Below are 22,610 nucleotides of genomic sequence, written 5' to 3'. Positions count from 1 at the left end.
AAAAAAGGGGCGGTCGCCCGCCCCTTTTTAAGCGATTTCCGCTACTTTGCCGCCTCGATCTGGCCGCGGATCTCGCCATCTTTGTTGGCGGCGGTGTGGACGTTGACATAATAGTTGCCCGCCGCCAGGTCGGCGGCCTGCGCGTCCGTCAGCGTTGCCGAACCCTTGATCGGACTCTTGAGCTTGCCTTTGAACGGGATGACCGGATCGGCGTTCGCACCCATCGCAGCCGGGCCGTGAATATGCGCTGCCGTCGCCGGTCCGCTAAGGCCGGAATATTTGACGTTCCAACTGAGTTTCTTCTTGGTGGTGTCGAAGGTGAGCGTGGCGGTGCCTTTGCCCTTGGTGGTGACGGGCGGGTTCTGCTGGCCGCCATCGAGCGTTGCCTTGTACTTCACCACCTCGGCCATTGCTGGCGAAGCGAGCAGGAACGCGGTCGAAACGGCCAGCGCCGAAAGCACCGGCAGGAAAGAATATGTGCGCATGAAGAACCTCCGATTGGCTGCCGCATGCGTCGCTGCTCCCCCGGCGCGCGCATGCCTCAACTGCAACGGCTGGGCGACGCAATGTTTCCCTGAACACGAATTTGTGAAGAAAGGGCGATCGGCCGCCCCTTCCGGCGTCCCGAGAGAGAAATCAGACCGACGCCAGCGCCTGCGTCAGGTCCGCGATCAGATCGTCCGGATGCTCGACACCGATCGACAGCCTGACCGTGGTCTCCAGCACACCGATGCGCTGGCGCACGTCGAAGGGAATGCCGGAATGGGTCATGGCGGCCGGATGGCTGGCGAGCGACTCGGTGCCGCCGAGACTTACCGCCAGCTTGAAGATCTGCAGGGCGTTGAGAAACGCGAAAGCCGCCTTCTCTCCACCTTTGATGTCGAAGGAGAAAGTCGAGCCGGCGCCGCTGCATTGCCTCACATAGGCGCGCCCCGCCGGCGTATCCTCGCCCAGGAACGGCAGATAATGCACCTTCTCGACCTTGGCATGATCGCGCAGGAATTCGGCGACCAGGCGCGCATTGTCGTTGGCCCGCTCCATGCGGATCGACAGCGTCTCCAGCGAACGGCCGAGCATCCAGCAGGAATGCGGGTCGAGTTGCGTGCCGATCGCGCCGCGCAGCGCCTTGATCGGCTTGGTGACCGCCTTGCTGCCCATGGCCGCGCCCGCGATCAGGTCGGAATGGCCGCCGACATATTTGGTCAGCGAATAGACGGAGACATCGGCCCCGTGCTCGATTGGCCGCTGGAACACGGGGCCGAGCAGCGTGTTGTCGCAGACGATGATCGGTGTTGACCCTTGGCTCGCCCCAATCTCGTCAGCGATCGTCCGCATCAGCGCGATATCGACCAGGCTGTTGGTCGGATTGGACGGCGTCTCGATCAGGATGACTGAAACACGCCCCTTCGCCACCGAGGCATCGGCGGCTGCCCGAACCGCCTTCTCGTCGACACCATCGGCGAAACCGACGGCGCCGATGCCGAAGCCGGACAGCGTGCGCGTCAAAAGCGTCTCGGTGCCGCCATAGAGCGGCTGCGAATGCAGGATGACATCGCCCGGACGGGCATAGGCGAGCAGTGTCGTCGCGATCGCCGACATGCCGGAGGAAAACAGGATACAGGCGTCCGTCCCTTCATAGATCGCTAGCCGGTCCTCGACGATCTCGCTGTTGGGATGGTTGAAGCGCGAATAGACGAGACCCGACGCCGTGCCGCTCGGCGGTTCCTTGCGGCCGGACGTGTAGTCGAAGAAGTCGCGCCCCTCTTCCGCCGATTTGAACACGAAGGTCGAGGTCAGGAACACCGGTGGCTTGACCGCGCCTTCCGACAGCTGCGGATCGAAACCATAGCTCAGCATCAGCGTCTCCGGATGGAGCTTGTGGTTGCCGATATGGGTTTTCGACGGGCGTGGCGCGGTCATGGCTTTTCCTGCTTTCGAGGGATGTCGCCCCGCAATTTATGCGATCCCGATCAGCCAGTCCTTGCTATTCTCGGGCTCACATGGCTGCATGCCGGCAACAAACTGCCTAAAGAGAGCAAAAATGCAGCAGAAGATAGCCGATGATTTCGACCTCAGGATTCTGCGCGAACTGCGGGCCGACGCCCGCATCACCAACAACGACCTCGCCGAGCGCATCGGCCTGTCGCCATCGCCTTGCCTGAGGCGCGTGCGGCGGCTGGAGGAGACGGGTGTGATCAAGGGTTACACCACGCTGGTCGATCCCGCCGTCTTCGGCTGGAGTATGGTCGCCATCGCCACAATTCGGCTCAGCCGGCAGAACGAGGACGAGATCGTCATGTTCGAAGAGGCGATCCGCGGCTGGGAAGAGGTGCTGGAATGCCACCTTGTCACCGGTTCGCGCGACTATGTGCTGAAGGTGGTGACCGGCAGCCTCGAACAGTACGAGCGCTTCATCAAGGAAAAGATCGCGCGGCTGAAATGCGTCGCCTCGATCGAGACCAGCTTCGTCATGAACACCATAAAGGAACGGCGCCTCTGAGGGCGCCGCTCCATTTTACATTTGAGCATGACCTTTGCGGGATCACGCTCTGCAGGGTTACTTGATCGCCTTGTCGGTGATCGCGGTCGTGTAGGCGCCTTTCGGCTCCTTGGTGATGATCTTCTGGTCGAGCAGCGCCTTGGCGGTGCGCTCGTAGGTCGCCGGATCGAGCTTGCCGTCGGCATTGTCGATCAGCTTGGCGACTTCGCTCATCATGCGCTTCTGGTGGTTCTCGTCCTGGCCGCCGCCATCCATGACGATGCCTGCCGCCTCGTCATTGTTGTCGACGGCGTATTTCCAGCCCTTCATCGAGGCGCGCACGAAACGCACCATCTTGTCTGCGAAGGCCGGATCCTTGAGCTTGTCTTCCGACGCATAGAGCCCGTCCTCGAGCAGGTCGTTGCCCATCGCCGAATAGTTGAAAACGGTCAGCTGTTCCGGCTTGTAGCCGGCGTCGATCAGCTGCCAGTACTCGTTGTAGGTCATGACCGAGATGCAATCCGCCTGCTTCTGGATCAGCGGCTGCACGTCAAAGCTCTGCTTGAGGACGGTGACGCCGTCCTTGCCGCCATCGGTCTTGAGGCCGAGCTTGTTCATCCAGGCGTAGAACGGATATTCATTGCCGAAGAACCAGACGCCCAGCGTATGGCCCTTGAAGTCGGCCTCGGTCTTGATCGGCCCGTCCTTCGGGCAGACCAACTCCATGCCGGCCTTCTTGAAGGGCTGGGCGATGTTGACCAGCGGCACGCCCTTTTCGCGCGCGGCCAGCGCACCGCCCATCCAGTCGACGATGACATCGGCGCCGCCGCCGGCGATCACCTGCTCGGGCGCGATATCGGGGCCACCCGGCTTGATGTCGACGTCGAGGCCTTCTGCTTCATAGAAACCCTTGGCCTTGGCGACATAGTAGCCGGCAAACTGGGCCTGCGTGACCCATTTCAGCTGCAACGTCACCTTGTCGGCGGCCATTGCCTGGAAGGCGGCGAGCGACATCGCGCCGGCCAGAACTGGAATGACAAGTCTTTTCATGTTTTTACCCTCTGAAGTTAGCACCCTTAAACCCACCGCCCCTATCCACCACGGACAGAGGGATGCCAAAACGTGACGGCTCTTTCGACAAGAGCGACCACGCCATAAAAGACCGAACCCGCAAGTGCTGCAACTGCGATTTCGGCCCAGACCATGTCGATGTTCATCCGCCCGACCTCGGTCGAGATGCGGAAGCCCATGCCGACGACGGGCGTGCCAAAGAACTCGGCGACGATGGCGCCGATCAGCGCCAGCGTCGAGTTGATCTTCAGCGCGTTGAAGATGAAGGGAGCGGCGGCCGGCAGCCTGAGCTTGATCAGTGTCGGCCAATAGCCCGACGCGTAGGTGCGCATCAGGTCGCGCTCCATATGGCCTGATGCGGCGAGCCCGGCGACCGTGTTCACCAGCATCGGGAAGAACGTCATGATGATGACGACCGCCGCCTTGGACTGCCAGTCGAAGCCGAACCACATGACCATGATGGGCGCCACGCCGATGATCGGCAGCGCCGAGACCATGTTGCCGATCGGCAAAAGCCCACGCCGCAGGAACGGCACGCGGTCGGCGAGGATGGCGGTGATGAAGCCGGCGCCGCTGCCGACGACATAGCCGAAGATCACCGCCTTGAAGATGGTCTGGCGCACATCGGCGCCGAGCACCGGAAGCGAACCGGCGATGCGCGCGCCGATGGCGCTTGGCGGCGGCAACAGGATGAAGGGGATGCCGGCGCCGCGCGTCACCGCTTCCCAGATGATCAGGATCCAGGCGCCGAAGATGGCGGGGATGACCAGGCGCAGCGCGTTGCGGGCCGAGTTCGCCATCGGGCGAAGCCCCGACAGCACCGCCACGCAGCGCCAGCCAAGGAGCCAAGCGGCGGTAAGCAGCAGGAAGTACGGCGCCAATGCCGTGCCCTCGAACCCCGCAATGCCCGAGATCAGCAGCCAGGCAACGAGATGGGCGCCGACAAACAACACGACGGCCTCCACAAGCGAAGGAATCCTGAGCATCGAAACCAGCGCCGCCACGATCACCAGGCCGAGCATCAGGCCCTTGGTTCCGAGATAGGGATAGCTGATGCTGGCGGTCGGGTCCGCGAGCGCTGCCGCTTCCGGCTTCGACATCGCGCCGAGCGCGATTGCGATCATGCACAACACGATCGCCAGCACGGCTTGCCACGAAGGTTTCCGCCAGTTCATGCCGGCCTCCCGCCCATGGCGCGATCGACGATGCGCCCGGCAATGCCGACCACCATGACCAGCAGTGCCGCCACGATCGAACCGGCGACCAGCGCCGACCAGATGTCGATGGACTGGCTGTAATAGGCGCCGGCAAGCAGCTTGGCGCCGATGCCGGCGACAGCACCGGTCGGCAGTTCGCCGACGATGGCACCGACCAGGCTTGCCGCCACCGCCACCTTCATCGAGGTGAACAGGAACGGCACCGAGGCCGGCACGCGCAGCTTCCAGAAGGTCTGCGAGGCACTGGCATTGTAGGTGTGCATCAGGTCGAGATGCATGATCTCGGGCGAGCGCAGCCCCTTCACCATGCCGACCGTCACCGGGAAGAACGACAGATAGGTCGAGATCATCGCCTTCGGGATCAGCCCGGTGATGCCGATCGCCGCCAACACAACAATGATCATCGGCGCCACCGCCAGGATCGGAATGGTCTGCGAGGCGATGATCCACGGCATCAGGCTGCGGTCGAGCGTCGCCACATGCACGATGCCGACGGCGATGATGATGCCGAGCGCGGTGCCGAAGGCAAAGCCGAGCAGCGTCGACGACAGCGTCACCCAGGCATTGTAGACGAGGCTGCGGCTCGAGGTGATGGGCCGCAGAAACGTGTTCTCGAAGAAGTTCACCGCCACCTGATGCGGCGCCGGCAGCGTCGGCTTCGGCTGCGCCAGCGTCTTGCCGATGAACTCGACGGCGCCGGGCGTTTCGTTGGCCCGGCTGTCGAGATCGCGCTGGAACGGCGCATTGAGGATGACGGCGAAGACATACCAGAGCACGACGACGCCGGCGAGGATGGAGGTCACGGGGACGAGCTTGTCGCGGAAGCTATCCATCTAGAGCTGCCCTTCTCCTCTCCCCGCCGGGGAGAGGGTGGCCGGAGCGAAGCGAAGGCCGGGTGCCTTCGTTTTCGCTGCCGCGACGTTCGTTCTCTTCGTCATCCTAGGGCGGAGCAAGGAGCGAAGCGACGCGGCGCAGACCCTAGGATCCATGCCGTTACCTCGACGCTCCGCAGCGGTGCGGAACATGGCTCCCTGCGTCTCGCGCTGCTTGGCGGGTATTCTCAGCCGTTTGCGCTCTCCGACCGACGTCACGGCATGGATCCTAGGGTCTACGCAGGCTGCTTCGCGCCTGCTCCGCCCTAGGATGACGAAAGCGTAGGGGGCCGCTTGCTTGCCAGGCCGCTCAATCATCATAGCTGTGCCCTGCCCTCAACCCATCGCGCACGCGGGCAGCTATCGCCAAAAACTCCGGTGTCTCGCGGATGTCGAGCGGCCGCTCCTTCGGCAGCGTCGATTCGATGACATCGCTGACGCGGCCCGGGCGCGGCGACATGACGACGATGCGCGTCGACAGATAGACCGCTTCCGGAATGGAGTGGGTGACGAAGCAGATGGTCTTGTTGGTCCGCCCCCACAACTCCAGCAATTGCTCGTTGAGGTGGTCGCGCACGATCTCGTCCAGCGCGCCGAACGGTTCGTCCATTAGCAGCAGGTCGGCGTCGAAGGCCAGCGCTCGGGCGATCGAGGCGCGCTGCTGCATGCCGCCGGAAAGCTGCCAGGGGTATTTCTTCTCGAAGCCCGAGAGGTTGACGAGATCGAGCGTGCGCTTGATGCGTTCCGCCTGCTCCGCCTTCGACAGGCCCATGATCTCCAGCGGCAGCGCGACATTGCGCTCGATGGTGCGCCACGGAAACAGGGCGGCTGCCTGGAAGACATAGCCATAGGCGCGTTTCCCGCGCGCCTGCTCCGCCGTCATGCCGTTGACCGAGATCGTGCCTGATGTCGGTTTCTCCAGATCGGCGATGACGCGCAGCAGCGTGGTCTTGCCGCAGCCCGACGGTCCGATGAAGGAGACGAACTCCCCCTTGCCGATCGTCAGGTCGACATTGGACAGTGCCTGGACGGGGCCGTCATTGGTCTGGAAGGTGAGGCCAAGTTTGCTTGCCGCGACAACGGCTGGCGAAATCCCTGTCATCGGCCGCTGCCTGCCTGTTCCCGCCAAAGGGGCGTCGGCCGGAATCCGATTGCTTTTATCGCGATGTTGTTTTCCACTCGCCCTGTCCCATTGGCCCTGTTCCACGCAAATCGACGCCCGGAGTTTCCCCGATGTCGCCCAAACCCACTTGTCATCTTATCCGCCCTGAAAGCACTTATGAAGGCAAGCAGGGACTGACCTATTTCTCCGGCATCGCCACGGAGTCGGTCGGCTCCTCCGGCATCTGCATGCACGTGCTCACCATGCCGCCCGGCGCCCGTGCCAAGGCGCATCTGCACGAGAACCATGAAACGGCGATCTACGTGCTCTCCGGCGAGGTCCATACCTGGTATGGCGACCGGCTCGAACACCACATCGTCGTCAAGGCCGGCGACCTCTTCTACATTCCGGCCGGCGTGCCGCACCTGCCGGCCAATCTGAGCAACGCCCCGTCCTCGGCCGTCATTGCGCGCACCGACCCAAACGAACAGGAGAGTGTCGTCCTGCTGCCGGAACTGGATGCGCTGGTCGCCTGAGCTCGACGGGATCGCCGTCATTTGCACCGCGAGACTTCCCCCATCACATTGCCGTCCGCATCCGTGATCGTCAGCTTCCTGGTGTTCCTGGCGCTGCGCTTGATGGTGAAATTGGTCGGCTCCTGTCCCTCTTCGCCTTCCGCCTCGCATGTCGCCGTCACCACCAGCGATCCGTCAGCCTGCGCTTGCGTCTTCGTGAACGTGCAGGCGCTGGCGGCGGTAATCAATTCCTTGTCGGTCAAAAGCAGCATCTTGTCGGCGGCGACTTCCTGGCCATTGCGGTTGATGCAGCCATATTTGTCGCCATAGGGTTTCGACAGATCAATGCTTGCCGCGGAAGCTTGTCCCGCCGCCAGCACAAGCGTCATCGCAACAGACAAACCGAAACCGCGCATGCTCATCCCCCAGATCCCAGTGCTCATAACATCACGAACATGACCGCAGCGGCCCCAGTTCCTCAAGACCGGGAATGGTGACGAAGAAGCCATCCGCACCCTTGTTGGTGACCACGATTGTTTCGATCGTCGTTCCCGCCTCGCCTTCGGCGGAACAGGTCGAACGCAGCGATTGCGGACCCGGCACCGGGGTCAATTGCTGCTCGAACCGGCAACCGCTGCCATAGGTCTCGATGCCTTCCGCGGTCAACAGGATATAGGCATCACTGTTCTGGTAACCGGCCTTGATGCCGGCACAGCCGACATCATTGCCCCAGGAGCCAGCCAGCACGCCAGCCGCGGTCGCCGGGCCACCGGCAACCGCCGCCAAGACCATCGCGATGAGCGCGGCCGAACGCGCCAAGCCTAAACCCCCGTCGCCGGGATGCCCGTGCGTTCCACCTTGCGCGGCGCGGTGATCTCTTTCCACGTCGACAGGGCCCGGTTGACCGCGGCGTTCGGCTCGCGGCCGACGAACTGGCCGTGGCCGGGCTTTGCCTTCACCTCGGCCTCCTCGATCGACAATTCGCCGCGCGAGAAGACGAAGCGCGGCAGGCCGGTCACCTCGACGCCCTCAAACACATTGTAGTCGATCACCGACTGCTGCTTCTTGGCCGAAATCGTCTTCTTGCGCTTCGGATCCCAGACGATGATGTCGGCATCAGCCCCTTCGACGATGGCGCCCTTCTTCGGATACATGTTGAGGATCTTGGCGATGTTGGTCGAGGTCACAGCGACGAACTCGTTCATCGTCAGCCGCCCGGTATTGACGCCCTTGGTCCACAGCACCGGCAGACGGTCCTCGAGGCCGCCCGTGCCGTTGGGTATCTTGGTGAAATCGCCGACGCCGAAGCGCTTCTGCTTGGTGGTGAAGGCGCAATGGTCGGTCGCCACCACCTGCAGCGATCCGGCCTGCAGGCCTGCCCACAGCGAATCCTGATGCAGTCTGTTGCGGAAGGGCGGGCTCATGACGCGGCGCGCCGCATGGTCCCAGTCCTTGTCGAAATACTCGCTCTCGTCGAGCGTCAGGTGCTGGATCAGCGGCTCGCCGAACACCCGCATGCCTTTCTGGCGCGCCCGCCGAATGGCCTCGTGAGCCTGCTCGCAGGAGACATGCACGACATAGAGCGGCACGCCGGCCATGTCGGCGATCATGATGGCGCGATTTGTCGCCTCGCCTTCCACTTCCGGCGGCCGCGAATAGGCATGGCCCTCCGGGCCATTGTTGCCGGCGGCGAGCAGTTTCTGCGAAAGTGCGGCAACCACGTCGCCATTCTCGGCATGCACCAGCGGCAGCGCGCCAAGGTCGGCGCAGCGCTGGAACGACGCATACATCTCGTCGTCGTCCACCATCAGCGCGCCCTTGTAGGCCATGAAGTGCTTGAACGAGGTGATGCCCTTGTCGACGACGGTGGCCATCTCGTCGAACACCTGCTTGCCCCACCAGGTGACCGCCATGTGGAAGGAATAGTCGCAGGCAGCTTTCGACGTCTTGTTGTCCCACATCTGCAAGGCTTCGAGCAGTGACTGCTGCGGCGCCGGCAGGCAGAAATCGACCACCATGGTGGTGCCGCCGGCAAGGGCTGCCCGCGTGCCGGATTCGAAATCGTCGGCCGAATAGGTGCCCATGAACGGCATTTCGAGATGGGTGTGCGGGTCGATGCCGCCCGGCATGACATAGCAGCCGGTGGCGTCGTACTCATGGTCGCCATGCAGGTCGGAGCCTATGGCGACGATCTTGCCGTGCTTGACTAGCACATCCGCCTTCCACGTTCGGTCGGCGGTGACGACGGTGCCGTTCTTGATGACTTTGGTCATTTTCTTGTTCCCTTGTTCTCTTCGCGCTTCTTCATGAGCAGCGTTTGGAATCTAGATGTCTAGGCTCACTCCACGATGACGGCGGTCTCCACCACCGCGTGGAACAGGACGTCGGCGCCGGCGCCGGCCCATTCCTTGGTGATTTCCTCGGCCTCGTTGTGCGACAACCCGTCGACGCACGGGCACATCACCATGGCGGTCGGCGCGACGCGGTTGATCCAGCAGGCGTCGTGGCCTGCACCGGACACGATGTTGCGGTGCGTATAGCCGAGCCGATCGGCGGCATCGCGGATGGCCTTCACGCAGCTGGCATCGAAGGTGACCGGATCGAAATGGCCGACCTGCTCGACCTTGTACCGGATGTCGAGCGCCTCGCAGATCGTGTCGATGCCTTCGCGGACGCGCGCATCCATGGCGTCGAGCACTTCCTTCTCGGGCGAGCGGATGTCGATGGTGAAGACGGTGCGGCCGGCGATGATGTTGCGCGAATTGGGATAGGCTTCCATGTGGCCAACCGCGCCGACGGCATCCGGCTGGTAGTCCATGGCGATCTCGTGCACCAGCTCGATCACGCGCGCCATGCCGAGACCGGCATTGCGGCGCTTCGGCATCGGCGTGGAGCCAGTATGGGCTTCCTTGCCGGTCAGCGTCACCTGCAGCCATTTCAGGCCCTGGCCATGGGTGACGACGCCAATGTCGATGTCTTCGTCCTCGAGGATCGGCCCCTGTTCGATATGCAGTTCGAAGAAGGCGTGGATCTTGCGATCGCCGACCTTCTCGGTGCCCTTCCAGCCGATGCGCTCCAGTTCCTCGCCGAATTTCTTGCCGTTCTTGTCCGTGTGCTCATAGACGTCTGCCTGGTCGAGCACGCCGGCGAATACGCCCGACGCCATCATCGCCGGGGCAAAGCGCGCGCCTTCCTCGTTGGTCCAGTTGGTGACGACGATCGGGTGTTTCGTCTTGATGCCGAGATCGTTGAGCGAGCGCACGATCTCCAGGCCGCCGAGGACGCCCAGCACGCCATCATATTTGCCGCCGGTCGGCTGCGTATCGAGATGGCTGCCGACATAGACCGGCGGCAGGCTGGGGTCGGTGCCTTCGCGGCGGGCAAACATCGTGCCCATCTCGTCGACGCCCATTTCGAGCCCGGCATCATCGCACCAGCGCTTGAACAGATGCCGGCCCTCGCCGTCTTCGTCGGTCACGGTCTGGCGATTGTTGCCGCCGGCAATGCCAGGGCCGATCTTCGCCATTTCCATTATCGAATCCCACAAACGGTCTGAATTGATTCGCAGATTCTCGCCGGGTGCGGCCATTCAAGGTCCTTCCATTTCATTCAAAAATCGGACGGCGGTTCCCAACGCCGTCCGACTATAGACTAGGCTAGTCGATCGACCTTAGCACTTCACGCACATGGTCGATCAGTTCGTTGATCTGGCCCTTGGTGATGATCAGCGGCGGCGACAGCGCGATGATGTCGCCGGTGGTGCGGATCAGCGCTCCGCGCTCGAACGCCTTGACGAAGGCCGAGAAGGCCCGCTTGGTCGGGCTGCCGGCGATCGGCGCCAGTTCGATCGCGCCGATCAGGCCGATGTTGCGGATGTCGATGACATGCGGCTCGCCTTTCAGCGAGTGCAGCGCGTCCTCCCAATAGGGCGCCAGTTCCTCGCCACGGGTGAGCAGGCCCTCTTCCTTGTAGGTGTCGAGCGTGCCCAAGGCCGCGGCACACGCGATCGGATTGCCCGAGTAGGTGTAGCCGTGGAAGAACTCGATCATATGCTCGGGGCCGGTCATGAAGGCGTCGTGGATTTCCTTCTTCACGAACACCGCGCCCATCGGGATGACGCCGTTGGAGACGCCCTTGGCGGTGGCCATGATGTCGGGCGTGACACCGAAATAGTCGGCCGCGAACGGCGCGCCGAGACGGCCGAAGCCGGTGATGACCTCGTCGAATATCAAAAGGATGCCGTGCTTGGTGCAGATTTCACGCAGCTTCTGCAGATAGCCCTTGGGCGGCAGGATGACGCCGGTGGAGCCGGCGACCGGCTCGACGATGACCGCTGCGATGGTCGAGGCGTCATGCAGGGTAACGATGCGCTCCAGTTCGTTGGCGAGCTCCGCGCCATATTCCGGCACACCCTTCGAGAAGGCGTTCTTTTCCGGCAGATGCGTATGCGGCATATGGTCGACGCCGCCGAGCAGCGTGCCGAACATCTTGCGGTTGGAGACGATGCCGCCGACCGAGATGCCGCCGAAATTGACGCCGTGATAGCCGCGTTCGCGGCCGATCAGACGGGTACGGGCACCCTCGCCCTTCATGCGATGATAGGCGATCGCCATCTTCAGCGCCGTCTCGACCGATTCCGAACCCGAATTGGTGAAGAAGACATGGTCCATGCCCTTGGGCGCGATGTCGACCAGGCGGTTGGCCAGCTCGAACACGATGGGATGGCCCATCTGGAAGGCCGGCGCGTAGTCGAGTTCGGCGGCCTGGTGCTGGATCGCTTCGGTGATCTTCGGCCGGCAGTGGCCGGCGTTGACGCACCACAGACCGGCGGTGCCGTCGAGCACCTTGCGGCCATCGCTGGTCGTGTAGTGCATGTCCTTGGCGGACACGAACATGCGTGGCGCCTGCTTGAACTGCCGGTTTGCCGTGAACGGCATCCAGAATGCACTGAGATCGTTCGGCGTGACTTTCAGCCGGTTGGACATGACCAAGACTTCCCCTTGTAACCTGTTTCGGTGCGTCCAACGCTTGGTCTTTGCGCCGTTTTCATGCTACGCAAATTTTTGACCGATTGGACAAACGTTAGCACCGCCCTGTCGGCGGTCAAGGGATTACTAGCGGAAATGCGGCTCCTGAAGTGCGTTCCACAGCCTAGGGAAAAACTGGTCCAGAGAATTGGTCCAGATGACCGCCAACATGAGGGTTCGCAACGGTGAACACCGGCACGGAAGTCCCTCGCCGCACCCGCATCCAGCAGGAAAAGCGCGAACTCATCCTCGAGGCCGCGCTCGAAGTGTTCTCCACCCATGGCTTCCGCGGCTCGACCATCGACCAGATCGCCGAAGCCGCCGGCATGTCGAAACCGAACCTGCTCTATTACTTCCGCCGCAAGGAGGACATTCACGAGACCTTGATGCTGCGCCTGCTCGACACCTGGCTTGCGCCGCTGCGCGAACTCGACGACATCGGCGATCCCCTGACCGAGCTCAGGAGCTACATCAGGCGAAAGCTCGAAATGGCGCGCGATTTCCCGCGCGAGAGCCGGCTGTTCGCCAACGAAATCCTGCAAGGCGCGCCGCGCATCATGCCGCTGCTGGCTGGCGATCTGAAGACGCTGGTCGACGAGAAGGCCACCGTCATCAAGGGCTGGATGCGCGCCGGCAAGATCGCCCGCACCGACCCCTGGCACCTGATCTTCTCGATCTGGGCGACGACGCAGCACTACGCCGATTTCGACGTCCAGGTGCGCGCCGTGCTGGGACCGAACCGTGGCGGCGACGGGCGCTTCGAGGACGCGGCAAGATTCCTGGAGCAGTTGTTCCTGGATGGGCTGAAGCCGAAGGGCTGACCCCCGCCGGCTCAGGCGCTACGCCGCTCGGCCGGAAGCGCGTCCAGCAAGGATTGCAGCTTGGCAATCGAATTCTGCTCGGCGAGCGGCGTGTAGACGACCAGCCTCATGTCAGAACCATCGTCGATCGACAGGCTCATATGCTCGAATGTCATCGCACCCGCAATGGGGTGCCGCACGTGCTTCAGCCCGGTCAGTCTTCGTGCCACGTCCCTCAGGGGCCACCAGTCACGGAACTCGGGGCTCGAGCGCATCATAAGCGCGATCAGCCGGTCGAAATCGGGATCACCGACATATTTGGCGCTCTCCGCACGAAACGACGCGAGCACCACGCGGGCGAGTTCTTCCCAGTCGACCAGCAAACGGCGGTGGTGCGGGCTGGTGAACACCATGTGGACGATGTTGCGGGCGTCACCCTCGAGAAGGCCATAGTCGCCGAACACCGCGACGGCCGCGTCGTTCCAGGCCAGCACGTCCCAGCGTCGGCCAACGACGTAGGCGGGTTGCAGGACGAGGCTTTGCAACATGTGCAGCAAGGGACCGTCGGCCCTTTCCGGCGCGGCGACGCGGCGCTCCGGCTGCTGACGCCCGGCAAGGATGAACAGGTGCCGCCTCTCGACGGCGTCGAGGCGCAGCGCCTCGCTTAACGCCGTCAGCACCTCCACGGACGGGCGCACGTCCCTGCCCTGTTCCAGCCAGGTGTACCAGGTGGTGCCGACGCCGGCGATCATCGCCACCTCTTCGCGGCGCAGGCCCGGCGTGCGACGCCTGAGGCCGGTCGAGATGCCGGTCGCCGAGGGTGTCAGCCTTTCGCGCCGCGAGCGCAGGAAAGCCCCAAGCTCGCGCCGGCGGCTGTCTTCAGCGGAATGGGAGGGAGCATCCATGCTTCTTATTATAGCAGTATTGATACCAGGATAAAGTTTGAACTGTTTGAGATCGGCCAGACGTCCCATCTTGCGTTCAGAGCAGCAGACAGGAGGCTCTGGACATGGACCTGAAAGACAAGACAATCCTCATCACCGGCTCGACCGACGGCGTCGGCCGCGTCGTCGCGCAACGGCTGGGTGCCGCCGGCGCCCGGGTGCTGGCGCATGGCCGCGACGCGGCGCGCGGCAAGGCAGCGGTCGCCGAGATCGAAGTCGCCGGCGGCAAGGCCGAATTCCTCGCGGCCGACCTTGCTTCGCTGGCCGAAATTCGCCACCTCGCCGAGGCGGTACGTGCCCGGACGAACCGGCTCGATATCCTCATCAACAATGCCGGCATCGGCACGGCAGGCGCCAAACGGCAGGTCAGTGCCGATGGCTACGAACTGCGCTTCGCCGTCAACTATCTCGCCGGTTTCCTGCTGACCTCGGAGCTTCTGCCGCTGCTGAAGGCCAGCGCTCCGGCGCGCATCGTCAACGTCGCCTCGGCCGGCCAGCAAGCGATCGATTTCGGCGACATGATGCTCACCCACGGCTATAGCGGCGTGCGCGCCTATTGCCAGAGCAAGCTGGCGCAAATCCTGTTCACCGTCGATCTGGCGGAAGAGCTGAAAGGCACCGGCGTCACCGTCAACGCGCTGCACCCAGCAAGCTACATGAACACCACCATGGTCCGGCAGGCCGGCGTGACGCCATGGAGTTCGGTCGAGACCGGCGCCGAAGCCATCGTCAACCTCGCCGCCGCTCCCGCGCTAGAAGGCCGCAGCGGCCTCTATTTCGACGGACTGCGCGAAGCCCGCGCCGATGCCCAGGCCTATGACGCCAGGGCACGGCAACAATTGCGAAAGCTGAGCCTCGACCTTGTCGGCCCGGCCTCCTCAAAATCCAGGGAACAGCACTCATGACCAACAGAACCGAACACACAGTCATCATCGGCGGCTCATCCGGCATCGGCCTGGCGACCGCGCGAAAACTGCTCGGCCCAGGCATGAAGGTGACGATCACCGGGCGCAACCAGGACAAGCTCATCGGCGCCTGGAAGAGCCTCGGCGGCGCCGCCGACAAGGCCGCGTTCGATGCGTCGAAGCCGGACGAGGTCCGCCAGTTCTTCGAGCGCCTCGGCCCGTTCGACCACCTCGTCTTGGCGGCCAGCGGCGGCAAGGGCCTTGGCCCGTTCGAGACGCTTGACCTTGCCGATCTCGGCAGCGGCGTCGAAGAGAAGGTGCGGCCGCAACTTTCCTGCCTGCAGGCCGCCTTGCCGACGCTGAACAAATCGGGCTCGGTCACCTTCATATCCGCGGTGTCGGCTCAGGCCACAATGCCTGGCGTCGCCGGCATCGGCGCCATCAACGGCATGCTCTTGACCGTGGCGCCGATCCTCGCGGTCGAACTGAAGCCCTTGCGCGTCAACGTCGTGGCGCCCGGCGTCATCGACACGCCGTGGTGGGACTTTTTGCCCGACGACCAGCGGCAGGCGGTCTTTGCCGAATATGCCGGCAAGACGCCTGTGGGCCGCATCGGCCGCGCCGAGGACGTCGCCTCGGCGATTGCCTTCCTCGTGTCCAACGGCTTCATGACCGGCCAGGTGCTGACCTGCGATGGCGGGTTGCGGTTCGCGGCCTGAGTTAGACCCTCAGAGCGTCTGCGCGATCAACGTCAGGAAACCGCCGCCCAGCGCGACATTGCCGACGAAGCCGTTGATGCGCGCCGCGCGATCCGGGCCCTGGTGGTCCCAGAAATTGTGGAACATCGGCGTGGCGACGATCAGGAACAGCACCAGCACCGCGCAGGCGAGTGCCGTCCACAGGCCGGCCATCACCAGGACACCGGCGATGATCTGGAGCACAATGCCGGCCCACAGCGCCAGCCGCGCTTGCGGCACGCCCCGCGCGGCCATCAGCCCGGTCAGGAAAGCGGCGTTCAGGATGTTGCGCAGGCCGGCGAAGACGAAGGCGCCGCCAAGCAACAGGCGGCCTAGAAACAACAAGATCGATGGCAAATCGGCAGGCATAAAACACCCCCTTTGAAAACAATCGGAGCGCCGCCTCATCGACGGCGCTCCAATGGCGATAAGATCAGGCGGCCTTGGCGGCCGGCATCGGATGAATGGCCTGGAACGGGATGCACAGCCGGTTCCAGGTGTTGATCATGCCGAGCGCGACGGACAGCTTGACCAGTTCCTCTTCCGAGAAATGCTCAAGCGTGCGGGCATAGAGCTCATCCGACACACCATTGTTGGCGATCAGGGTCACCGCCTCGGTCCAGGCGAAAGCGGCGCGCTCGCGTTCGGAAAACAGCGGCGATTCCTTCCAGGCCGCGACGAGATAGAGCCGCTGCTCGGTTTCGCCGTCGCGCCGCGCCTCGCGGCTGTGCATCTCGACGCAGAAGGAACAGCCATTGATCTGCGAGGCCCTGAGCTTGATCAGATGCAGCAGGCTGGCCTCCAGCCCGCATTCGTCGACCGCCTTGTTGAGCGCCGATACCGCCTTCATGATCTCCGGCGCCTTGGCGAAAAACTGCATCCTCTGTTTCATCTGATATCCTTTCACATCTGCTTTGGCGGGGTTGAACTGGATTTCTGCGGCCGCTGGTGGCGCGCCACGAAGGCGCAGCTCGCGGCAAAGGATCTGGGATCGCCTTCCGCCGCGTAGTCCGCCACGATGTCGGACAGCTTCACTTCAGCAAGCGCGGCCCGATAGGCGCGCTCGGCCTTGAGCATCGCGGCATTGATGCCGCAGGGTTTGACATAGGCCGAGGCATCGATCTTGACCGGCCCGTTGCGGCGGATTTCGCCGCAGCGAAATGCGGGTTCGCGCCCTTCTATGGCCAGCACGATATCGAGCAGGGTGATGCGTTCGGCCGCCCGCGCCAGCCGGTAGCCGCCAGCCGGCCCCGGCACCGATTCAAGAATGCTGGCGGCGGCCAGCATGTTGAGATGCTTCAGCAGATAGCTGGGCGACAGTCCGAAACACTCGGCGAGAGCAGCACCCGGCATGGTGCTGTTGCCCTCGACGCTTGCAAGGGTGGCCGCGCAATGGATGGCCGCCTCAACGCCCTCGCCCAGCTTCATGATGCCGATTTCCTATTCATGGATACTATTTATCGTGGATAATTGTTATCCGCAATAGGAAAAAGAAAAACGGCACCCGAAGGCGCCGTTTTTGCGTGTCTGAGGCTACTCCGCAGCCACCTTGGCCATCGGATTGTTCGGATGCGTCGTCCAGTTGGCGTAGATCGGCGACACCGGCTTGCCGGTGCGCTGGTCCATGACGCCGGCAGCCAGCGGCTCCATGGTGATGCAGTTCTCGACCGGGCAGACATTGACGCACAGATTGCAGCCGACGCATTCGGCCTCGATCACCTCGAAGTGTCTCACGCCATTGACCACGCTGGTGATGGCCTGGTGCGAAGTGTCCTCGCAGGCGATGTGGCAGCGGCCACACTTGATGCAGGCGTCCTGGTCGATATGCGCCTTGGCGACATAGTTGAGGTTGAGATACTGCCAATCGGTGACGTTGGGCGTGGCGCGGCCGATAATGTCGTCGAGCGAGCGGTGGCCCTTCTCGTCCATCCAGTTTTCCAGACCGGCGATCATCTCCTGCACGATCTTGAAGCCGTAGGTCATCGCCGCTGTGCACACCTGCACGTTGCCGGCGCCGAGCGCCATGAATTCAGCGGCGTCGCGCCAGGTGGTGATGCCGCCAATGCCGGAGATCGGCAGGCCGTGTGTCTCCGGATCGCGCGCGATTTCGGCCACCATGTTCATGGCGATGGGCTTCACCGCCGGGCCGCAATAGCCGCCATGCGAGCCTTTGCCGTCGATGGTCGGCATCGGCGCGAAACTGTCGAGGTCGACGCCGGTGATCGAATTGATGGTGTTGATCAGCGACACCGCGTCGGTGCCGCCGGCATGCGCCGCCCGCGCGGGCTTGCGGATATCGGTGATGTTGGGCGTCAGCTTGGTGATGACGGGCATGCGCGTATACTGCTTGCACCAGCGCACCACCATTTCGATATATTCCGGCACCTGGCCGACGGCCGCGCCCATGCCGCGTTCCGACATGCCGTGCGGGCAGCCGAAATTGAGCTCGATGCCGTCGGCCCCGGTCTCCTCGACCAGCGGCAGGATAGCTTTCCAGCTTGCCTCTTCGCAAGGCACCATGATCGAGGCGACGAGTGCGCGGTCGGGCCAGTCCATCTTGACCTGCTTCATCTCGCGCAGGTTGGTCTGCAGGTCGCGGTCGGTGATCAGCTCGATGTTGTTGAGGCCGAGCAGGCGCCGGTCGGCGCCCCATATCGCGCCATAGCGCGGGCCGTTGACGTTGACGACCGGCGGGCCTTCCTCGCCCAGCGTCTTCCACACCACGCCACCCCAGCCTGCCTTGAAGGCGCGGATGACGTTGTAGGCCTTGTCGGTGGGCGGTGCCGAGGCCAGCCAGAACGGATTTGGCGATTTGATGCCGACGAAATTGTTGCGGAGGTCTGCCATGACAGGTCCCTTTCAGCCGAGACGAAGAAGCAGTTCAACGGGTGCGAGAATGCCGCCTTCAAGCGCGGCGGTGACATTGGCGATCTTGGTGCCGGCGTCTTCGCCCATGACGAGGCCGACGCCGGGCGGCGGCTTCTTGCCTTCCGCTTGCGCGGCGGCCATCCGGGCACGTATCGCGGCGAAGAATTCGACGGCGAAAGCACCGCGCCGCCGCTCGGCGACGACGGAGAAGCCGGAAGCCGTGGCAGCCGAGCGATAGTCGTCGGGCGTGGCAACGAAGGACATGCTCTCATCCGATGCCCATGGCAGCGGATAGGTCAGCGCGCCATCGTTGAGCCGCATCACGTCGTAGACGGCAAAGACGCCGCCCGGCTTGAGCACACGCGCGGCCTCGCTCATCAGCTTTTTCTTGTCGGGAAGGTTCATGCCGACATGCAGGATCATGGCCGCGTCGAAGCTGGCATCGGCGAATGGCATGTCCAGCGCACTGCCTTGCACGAAGTGCGTCCTGTCGACCATGCCCGCGCGCTTCGACAGGCTGGTTGCGATGTCGACATAGCTTTGCGTGAGATCGATGCCGGTGACATCGGCGCCGGCTTCGTTGGCGGCAAAACGGGCGGGACCGCCCACCCCCGATCCGATATCGAGCAGCCCGGCTCCCGGCTTCAAACCCATCTGCCCGATGAGTTCCCTTGTGGCGGCGATACCGCCAATGTGGAATTCGTCGACCGCCTCAAGATCGCCGGCGCGCAGATGGGCAACGTCCACGCCGATATCGGCGAGCGCGGCAAGGATGCGCTGCTCGAGACCCGCTATGTCGTAGTGACGGGCGATGCCCGGTTCCACCGTGGCCATGATCCTTATCCCTGCGTCAGACTCCTGTGCATGCTCTCGGCAGCGTCACGGCCCTGCGCGACCGCCGAAACGGTCAGGTCGTCGCGGCCAAAGATGCAGTCGCCGCCGGCCCAGACTTTCGCCAGCGAGGTGCGCCCTTCCCCATCGACCTTTATACGCCGGGCTTCGAGCTCGATCGAGGCCTCGCTGCCGTTGAGCGCGGCCGGGACAAAGCTCTGGCCGATCGCCTTGAACACCTGGTCGGCGACAAGCGTCAGCGTCTCGCCGGTACCGGCAAGCTTGTCGCCCTTCAATGCCGTGTATTCAAGTTCGATGCCGGAGACCTGGCCGGCGTCGGTGATCACCCGCTTCGGCTGCAGCCAGTGGCGGATGGTGACGCCGTTGGCGGCGGCCAGGTCCTGCTCGAACTCCGAGGCGTTCATATGCTCCTGGCCGCGCCGGTAGCAGATCGTCACCTCCTCGGCGCCGAGCAGCTTCGACTGCACGGCGGCGTCGATCGCGGTCATGCCGCCGCCGATGACGACGACGCGGCGGCCGACAGGCAGGCTGGCGAGATCGCTGGCCTGGCGCAGCTCGGCGATGAACTCCACCGCATTGGTGACGCCGGCGGCATCCTCGCCATCGGCGCGCAGCGCGTTGACGCCGCCAAGCCCCATGCCGAGGAACACCGCGTCGTAGTTGCGGATCAGGTCGGAGAGCTGATAGTCGCGGCCGAGCGCCTTGCCGTTCTGGATGTCGATGCCGCCGATCGCGGTGACATAGTCGACCTCGGCCTGGGCGAAATTGTCGACGCTCTTATAGGCGGCGATGCCGTATTCGTTGAGGCCGCCGGCCTTCGGCCGCGCCTCCAGTATGGTCACGTCATGGCCATGGCGGGCTAGCCGGTGCGCAGCGGCAAGGCCAGCCGGGCCGGCGCCGACCACGGCAATGGTCTTTCCGGTCGGCTCCGGGCGCGCGTAGAACTGCTTGTTCTCGGCCATCGCGACATCGGTGGCGTAGCGCTGCAGGCGGCCGATCTGCACCGGCTTGCCTTCCGCCACCTCACGCACGCAGACCTCTTCGCACAGCGTCTCGGTCGGGCAGACGCGGGCGCACATGCCGCCCAAAATGTTCTGATCGAAGATGGTCTTGGCCGAGCCGATCGGATTGCCGGTCGAGATCTGGCGGATGAACAGCGGAATGTCGATCGAGGTCGGACACGCGTTCATGCACGGCGCGTCGTAGCAGAAATAGCACCGGTCGGATTCGACCAGCGCCTCGTGGTGATCGAGCGGCGGATGCAGGTCGGAAAAATTGTCCGCATACTGCTCGGCTGGAAGCCGGCCGCCGACGATACCTTCCTTGAACTGGCCTTCTGGCATTGTCAGTTCCCCATGTTTTCGTTTTGGGGAAGGCTAGCACGTTTTATTTTTTTATCAATTGGTCAATTTTTGGCACAAGCCGCTGAAAAGGCTCGATAAAAACATGATTTTTTTACTCATGTTATGCCATGGACGGCTGTTCTTGCCTGGGTGCGCTGCCCTGGTCGACCGGCCGGCCGTGGAGGGCCCGGACCTCGTCCGCGACCAGTTCCTGCAGCCGCCACAGATTGCGATCATGGATGCCGAACGCTTCGAGATGGCTGACCGTGTTGTAGAGATATTCGGCGCCGGATCCGATATGGCCGCAGGCCCTGGCCAATATGCTCGCCACTCTGTCCAGCGGCTGGCCCAGCGACGTTCCCCTGCCCTTCACGCCAACCCAGAAACCGAGTGCGCGGAGCGCGCCTTGCGCCGTATGCACAGGCAGCCACCTGACCGAGCTGACGCTCTCATGGTCGCTGATCTCGCGGCGCAGCAGCTTTTCGATCCGCGCCGGCTTTTCACCCTCCGGCAAACGGTAGATCACGCCGTTGCAGCGACCGCCGCGTTCGAGCGCCATCATCAGCCCCGGCTGCGCGGCACTGCCGCGCCAGCGCACCATGTCGAGGCAGAAAGAGCGGTGCCAGCCGAAGGCCGTGGCGAGCCGTTGCTCGACCGATTCGAATTCCGGCTTCCAGATCAGCGAGCCATAGGCGAACACCCAAAGCGGCCCCTCGTCCGCTTCGCCGGACAGCCGCAATGCAAGCGTCTGGAAATCCCCGTCCTTCAGCTCCGTCCAGCTCGGATCCGGGCCGGGATCGGCCTCTTCCCTGTGGCACAGTGCGACAAGCTCCGGCGTGAGCGACATCTGGCGCATGAACAACCCCCTTGCCGTAGAGAAATCGAAAATCGAGGGGCACGCAACCGGGAACGCATGTCATGGGCAGGCATTATTGTCCGGGGCGGTTGTCGGATTTGCGTGGCCAGGATCGTCCTGCGGTGGATCGGACAACGATCGATGCCGAACGGTGAGGAGACCGACCATGCCGAAATCCCCAATGCCCTTCTTCTGGTACGAACTGATGACTTCAGACCTCGACGCCGCCGAAGCCTTCTACACCAAGGTTGTCGGCTGGACGGCGCAGCCCTTCGACAAAGCGCCCGGCATGCCGCGCTACATCGTCATGAATGTCGGCGAGCGTGGCGTCGGCGGGCTGATGACGATGCCAGAGGACGCAGCCAAGATGGGTATGCCGCCCGCCTGGCTCGGCTATATCCACACCAAGGATGTGGACGCGTCGACCAAAGCATTGAAGGCGGCTGGCGGAGCCGTCCACCGCGAGCCCGACGACATCCCGGGCGTCGGCCGCTTCGCCGTCGTCGCCGACCCGCAAGGCGCGACCTTCATGTTCCTGCAGCCCAACGGCCCCGACCAGCCTGTCGTACCGGCCAGCACGCCCGGCCATATCGGCTGGCACGAGCTGTACACATCGGATTGGAAGGCGGCGTTCGATTTCTATTCCGACCAGTTCGGCTGGGTCGATGCCGGCGATTTCGACATGGGCCCGATGGGCACCTACCAGACCTTTACCGCCGGCCCCGAATCCGGTGGCGGTATCATGAACAAGCCTGAACAGATCCCCGTCCCGGTCTGGCAGTTCTATTTCAACGTTCCGGCCATCGACGCGGCCGCAAAACGCGTCACCGACAATGGCGGCAAGATCCTGATGGGACCGATGGAGGTCCCCGGCGGCAGCTGGGTCGTGCAGTGCCAGGACCCGCAAGGCGCGCATTTCGCGCTGATGGCGCCGGTGCGCTGACGGCAGCAGACAACGCCACCACGAAGCGACGGCCTTTCATCGCACACCGATGAAAGGCCGCATCGCTCTGCGTGCCGCC

Annotated in this window: 25 protein-coding genes; 6 read left to right on the top strand and 19 right to left on the bottom strand. The window is 63.6% G+C overall.

All coding sequences use genetic code 11. The features are described from left to right. Positions 1 to 41: 41 nt before the first annotated feature. Entirely contained in the window at positions 42 to 485 is a 444-nt protein-coding gene (locus CK226_RS01065) for a CHRD domain-containing protein (protein ID WP_095773903.1), read from the bottom strand. A gap of 151 nt (positions 486 to 636) precedes the next feature. Further along, positions 637 to 1,920, bottom strand: a complete 1,284-nt coding sequence (locus tag CK226_RS01060) for a cystathionine gamma-synthase family protein (RefSeq protein WP_095790784.1) — start codon at positions 1,918 to 1,920, stop codon at positions 637 to 639. Between the two features lie 121 nt (positions 1,921 to 2,041). On the opposite strand from CK226_RS01060, the gene CK226_RS01055 reads away from it, so the two are divergent. Further along, positions 2,042 to 2,500, top strand: a complete 459-nt coding sequence (locus CK226_RS01055; protein WP_095773901.1) for an Lrp/AsnC family transcriptional regulator — start codon at positions 2,042 to 2,044, stop codon at positions 2,498 to 2,500. A 57-nt stretch (positions 2,501 to 2,557) separates the two neighbouring features. Here CK226_RS01055 and CK226_RS01050 read toward each other — a convergent pair whose 3' ends face one another. The 4 genes from CK226_RS01050 to CK226_RS01030 all read right to left on the bottom strand — a co-directional run bounded on the left by CK226_RS01050 (position 2,558) and on the right by CK226_RS01030 (position 6,741). Further along, a complete protein-coding gene (locus tag CK226_RS01050) occupies positions 2,558 to 3,529 on the bottom strand; it encodes an ABC transporter substrate-binding protein (RefSeq protein WP_019859152.1) in 972 nt (323 codons plus the stop codon). Positions 3,530 to 3,570: 41 nt separating this feature from the next. Next, entirely contained in the window at positions 3,571 to 4,725 is a 1,155-nt protein-coding gene (locus tag CK226_RS01045) for an ABC transporter permease (protein WP_095790783.1), read from the bottom strand. Next, positions 4,722 to 5,600 carry an ABC transporter permease gene (locus tag CK226_RS01040; protein WP_095790782.1) on the bottom strand — a complete coding sequence of 293 codons (879 nt, stop codon included), beginning with the start codon at positions 5,598 to 5,600 and terminating at the stop codon, positions 4,722 to 4,724. Before CK226_RS01040 ends, CK226_RS01045 begins: the two co-directional genes overlap by 4 nt. A 349-nt stretch (positions 5,601 to 5,949) precedes the next feature. Continuing rightward, on the bottom strand, positions 5,950 to 6,741 hold the full coding sequence (locus CK226_RS01030) for an ABC transporter ATP-binding protein (RefSeq protein ID WP_095773897.1): 792 nt from the start codon (positions 6,739 to 6,741) through the stop codon (positions 5,950 to 5,952). 131 nt (positions 6,742 to 6,872) lie between these two features. Between CK226_RS01030 and CK226_RS01025 the strand changes: the two genes are divergently transcribed. Further along, positions 6,873 to 7,277 (top strand): cupin domain-containing protein, encoded by a 405-nt coding sequence (locus CK226_RS01025; protein ID WP_095773896.1) that lies wholly within the window; start codon positions 6,873 to 6,875, stop codon positions 7,275 to 7,277. A gap of 17 nt (positions 7,278 to 7,294) precedes the next feature. Here the strand turns inward: CK226_RS01025 and CK226_RS01020 are convergent, their stop codons facing one another. The 5 genes from CK226_RS01020 to CK226_RS01000 form a co-directional block, all read right to left on the bottom strand. Continuing rightward, entirely contained in the window at positions 7,295 to 7,672 is a 378-nt protein-coding gene (locus tag CK226_RS01020; protein WP_245437623.1) for a hypothetical protein, read from the bottom strand. Positions 7,673 to 7,703: 31 nt separating this feature from the next. After that, positions 7,704 to 8,075: a hypothetical protein gene (locus tag CK226_RS01015; protein ID WP_095790780.1), complete on the bottom strand. Its 372-nt coding sequence runs from the start codon at positions 8,073 to 8,075 to the stop codon at positions 7,704 to 7,706. A gap of 2 nt (positions 8,076 to 8,077) precedes the next feature. Continuing rightward, positions 8,078 to 9,529 carry a dihydropyrimidinase gene (hydA, locus tag CK226_RS01010; RefSeq protein ID WP_095773893.1) on the bottom strand — a complete coding sequence of 484 codons (1,452 nt, stop codon included), beginning with the start codon at positions 9,527 to 9,529 and terminating at the stop codon, positions 8,078 to 8,080. Between the two features lie 65 nt (positions 9,530 to 9,594). Continuing rightward, entirely contained in the window at positions 9,595 to 10,845 is a 1,251-nt protein-coding gene (locus tag CK226_RS01005) for a Zn-dependent hydrolase (RefSeq protein WP_095790779.1), read from the bottom strand. A gap of 67 nt (positions 10,846 to 10,912) precedes the next feature. Next, entirely contained in the window at positions 10,913 to 12,241 is a 1,329-nt protein-coding gene (locus CK226_RS01000; protein WP_095790778.1) for an aspartate aminotransferase family protein, read from the bottom strand. Between the two features lie 227 nt (positions 12,242 to 12,468). On the opposite strand from CK226_RS01000, the gene CK226_RS00995 reads away from it, so the two are divergent. Beyond that, entirely contained in the window at positions 12,469 to 13,104 is a 636-nt protein-coding gene (locus CK226_RS00995; RefSeq protein ID WP_095773890.1) for a TetR family transcriptional regulator C-terminal domain-containing protein, read from the top strand. Between the two features lie 11 nt (positions 13,105 to 13,115). Here the strand turns inward: CK226_RS00995 and CK226_RS00990 are convergent, their stop codons facing one another. After that, on the bottom strand, positions 13,116 to 13,988 hold the full coding sequence (locus CK226_RS00990) for a helix-turn-helix transcriptional regulator (RefSeq protein ID WP_095790777.1): 873 nt from the start codon (positions 13,986 to 13,988) through the stop codon (positions 13,116 to 13,118). A 104-nt stretch (positions 13,989 to 14,092) separates the two neighbouring features. Here CK226_RS00990 and CK226_RS00985 point away from each other — a divergent pair, with 104 nt between their 5' ends. Further along, on the top strand, positions 14,093 to 14,932 hold the full coding sequence (locus CK226_RS00985; protein WP_095790776.1) for an SDR family oxidoreductase: 840 nt from the start codon (positions 14,093 to 14,095) through the stop codon (positions 14,930 to 14,932). Further along, positions 14,929 to 15,651: an SDR family oxidoreductase gene (locus CK226_RS00980; protein ID WP_095773887.1), complete on the top strand. Its 723-nt coding sequence runs from the start codon at positions 14,929 to 14,931 to the stop codon at positions 15,649 to 15,651. The genes CK226_RS00985 and CK226_RS00980 overlap by 4 nt, the downstream gene beginning before the upstream one ends. A 9-nt stretch (positions 15,652 to 15,660) precedes the next feature. On the opposite strand, the gene CK226_RS00975 is transcribed toward CK226_RS00980, so the two are convergent. The 7 genes from CK226_RS00975 to CK226_RS00945 form a co-directional block, all read right to left on the bottom strand. Continuing rightward, a complete protein-coding gene (locus tag CK226_RS00975) occupies positions 15,661 to 16,038 on the bottom strand; it encodes a DoxX family protein (protein ID WP_095773886.1) in 378 nt (125 codons plus the stop codon). A gap of 64 nt (positions 16,039 to 16,102) precedes the next feature. Then, a complete protein-coding gene (locus CK226_RS00970; protein WP_095773885.1) occupies positions 16,103 to 16,561 on the bottom strand; it encodes a carboxymuconolactone decarboxylase family protein in 459 nt (152 codons plus the stop codon). Between the two features lie 11 nt (positions 16,562 to 16,572). Continuing rightward, positions 16,573 to 17,097: an Rrf2 family transcriptional regulator gene (locus CK226_RS00965; protein ID WP_095790775.1), complete on the bottom strand. Its 525-nt coding sequence runs from the start codon at positions 17,095 to 17,097 to the stop codon at positions 16,573 to 16,575. 105 nt (positions 17,098 to 17,202) lie between these two features. Further along, on the bottom strand, positions 17,203 to 18,516 hold the full coding sequence (gene preA / locus CK226_RS00960) for an NAD-dependent dihydropyrimidine dehydrogenase subunit PreA (RefSeq protein WP_095790774.1): 1,314 nt from the start codon (positions 18,514 to 18,516) through the stop codon (positions 17,203 to 17,205). A 12-nt stretch (positions 18,517 to 18,528) separates the two neighbouring features. Beyond that, complete coding sequence (locus tag CK226_RS00955) at positions 18,529 to 19,371, bottom strand: methyltransferase domain-containing protein (RefSeq protein WP_095790773.1); 843 nt, start codon at positions 19,369 to 19,371, stop codon at positions 18,529 to 18,531. Positions 19,372 to 19,376: 5 nt separating this feature from the next. Next, positions 19,377 to 20,732, bottom strand: coding sequence for an NAD(P)-dependent oxidoreductase (locus tag CK226_RS00950; RefSeq protein ID WP_095790772.1), 1,356 nt, complete (start codon positions 20,730 to 20,732; stop codon positions 19,377 to 19,379). Positions 20,733 to 20,853: 121 nt separating this feature from the next. Beyond that, positions 20,854 to 21,588 carry a gamma-glutamylcyclotransferase gene (locus CK226_RS00945; RefSeq protein WP_095791052.1) on the bottom strand — a complete coding sequence of 245 codons (735 nt, stop codon included), beginning with the start codon at positions 21,586 to 21,588 and terminating at the stop codon, positions 20,854 to 20,856. 166 nt (positions 21,589 to 21,754) lie between these two features. Here CK226_RS00945 and CK226_RS00940 point away from each other — a divergent pair, with 166 nt between their 5' ends. After that, positions 21,755 to 22,531, top strand: coding sequence for a VOC family protein (locus CK226_RS00940; RefSeq protein WP_095790771.1), 777 nt, complete (start codon positions 21,755 to 21,757; stop codon positions 22,529 to 22,531). Positions 22,532 to 22,610: the final 79 nt, after the last annotated feature.

Origin of the sequence: Mesorhizobium sp. WSM4311 (assembly GCF_002295115.1) — a bacterium.
GTDB lineage: Bacteria > Pseudomonadota > Alphaproteobacteria > Rhizobiales > Rhizobiaceae > Mesorhizobium.
Note: the sequence above shows the minus strand (reverse complement) of the source record. Positions and strands in the feature narration are given on the sequence as shown.

What these genes read in the sequence shown, in the direction of transcription:
- CK226_RS00955 (WP_095790773.1), bottom strand. Translation starts at nt 19,371, where the DNA reads ATGGCCACGGTGGAACCGGGCATCGCCCGTCACTACGACATAGCGGGT.
- CK226_RS01025 (WP_095773896.1), top strand. Translation starts at nt 6,873, where the DNA reads ATGTCGCCCAAACCCACTTGTCATCTTATCCGCCCTGAAAGCACTTAT.
- CK226_RS01045 (WP_095790783.1), bottom strand. Translation starts at nt 4,725, where the DNA reads ATGAACTGGCGGAAACCTTCGTGGCAAGCCGTGCTGGCGATCGTGTTG.
- CK226_RS00950 (WP_095790772.1), bottom strand. Translation starts at nt 20,732, where the DNA reads ATGCCAGAAGGCCAGTTCAAGGAAGGTATCGTCGGCGGCCGGCTTCCA.
- CK226_RS01020 (WP_245437623.1), bottom strand. Translation starts at nt 7,672, where the DNA reads ATGCGCGGTTTCGGTTTGTCTGTTGCGATGACGCTTGTGCTGGCGGCG.
- CK226_RS01055 (WP_095773901.1), top strand. Translation starts at nt 2,042, where the DNA reads ATGCAGCAGAAGATAGCCGATGATTTCGACCTCAGGATTCTGCGCGAA.
- CK226_RS01060 (WP_095790784.1), bottom strand. Translation starts at nt 1,920, where the DNA reads ATGACCGCGCCACGCCCGTCGAAAACCCATATCGGCAACCACAAGCTC.
- CK226_RS00945 (WP_095791052.1), bottom strand. Translation starts at nt 21,588, where the DNA reads ATGCGCCAGATGTCGCTCACGCCGGAGCTTGTCGCACTGTGCCACAGG.
- CK226_RS00940 (WP_095790771.1), top strand. Translation starts at nt 21,755, where the DNA reads ATGCCGAAATCCCCAATGCCCTTCTTCTGGTACGAACTGATGACTTCA.
- CK226_RS00990 (WP_095790777.1), bottom strand. Translation starts at nt 13,988, where the DNA reads ATGGATGCTCCCTCCCATTCCGCTGAAGACAGCCGCCGGCGCGAGCTT.
- CK226_RS01030 (WP_095773897.1), bottom strand. Translation starts at nt 6,741, where the DNA reads ATGACAGGGATTTCGCCAGCCGTTGTCGCGGCAAGCAAACTTGGCCTC.
- CK226_RS00970 (WP_095773885.1), bottom strand. Translation starts at nt 16,561, where the DNA reads ATGAAACAGAGGATGCAGTTTTTCGCCAAGGCGCCGGAGATCATGAAG.
- CK226_RS00975 (WP_095773886.1), bottom strand. Translation starts at nt 16,038, where the DNA reads ATGCCTGCCGATTTGCCATCGATCTTGTTGTTTCTAGGCCGCCTGTTG.
- CK226_RS00980 (WP_095773887.1), top strand. Translation starts at nt 14,929, where the DNA reads ATGACCAACAGAACCGAACACACAGTCATCATCGGCGGCTCATCCGGC.
- hydA (WP_095773893.1), bottom strand. Translation starts at nt 9,529, where the DNA reads ATGACCAAAGTCATCAAGAACGGCACCGTCGTCACCGCCGACCGAACG.
- CK226_RS00985 (WP_095790776.1), top strand. Translation starts at nt 14,093, where the DNA reads ATGGACCTGAAAGACAAGACAATCCTCATCACCGGCTCGACCGACGGC.
- preA (WP_095790774.1), bottom strand. Translation starts at nt 18,516, where the DNA reads ATGGCAGACCTCCGCAACAATTTCGTCGGCATCAAATCGCCAAATCCG.
- CK226_RS00965 (WP_095790775.1), bottom strand. Translation starts at nt 17,097, where the DNA reads ATGAAGCTGGGCGAGGGCGTTGAGGCGGCCATCCATTGCGCGGCCACC.
- CK226_RS01000 (WP_095790778.1), bottom strand. Translation starts at nt 12,241, where the DNA reads ATGTCCAACCGGCTGAAAGTCACGCCGAACGATCTCAGTGCATTCTGG.
- CK226_RS01005 (WP_095790779.1), bottom strand. Translation starts at nt 10,845, where the DNA reads ATGGCCGCACCCGGCGAGAATCTGCGAATCAATTCAGACCGTTTGTGG.
- CK226_RS01040 (WP_095790782.1), bottom strand. Translation starts at nt 5,600, where the DNA reads ATGGATAGCTTCCGCGACAAGCTCGTCCCCGTGACCTCCATCCTCGCC.
- CK226_RS01050 (WP_019859152.1), bottom strand. Translation starts at nt 3,529, where the DNA reads ATGAAAAGACTTGTCATTCCAGTTCTGGCCGGCGCGATGTCGCTCGCC.
- CK226_RS01065 (WP_095773903.1), bottom strand. Translation starts at nt 485, where the DNA reads ATGCGCACATATTCTTTCCTGCCGGTGCTTTCGGCGCTGGCCGTTTCG.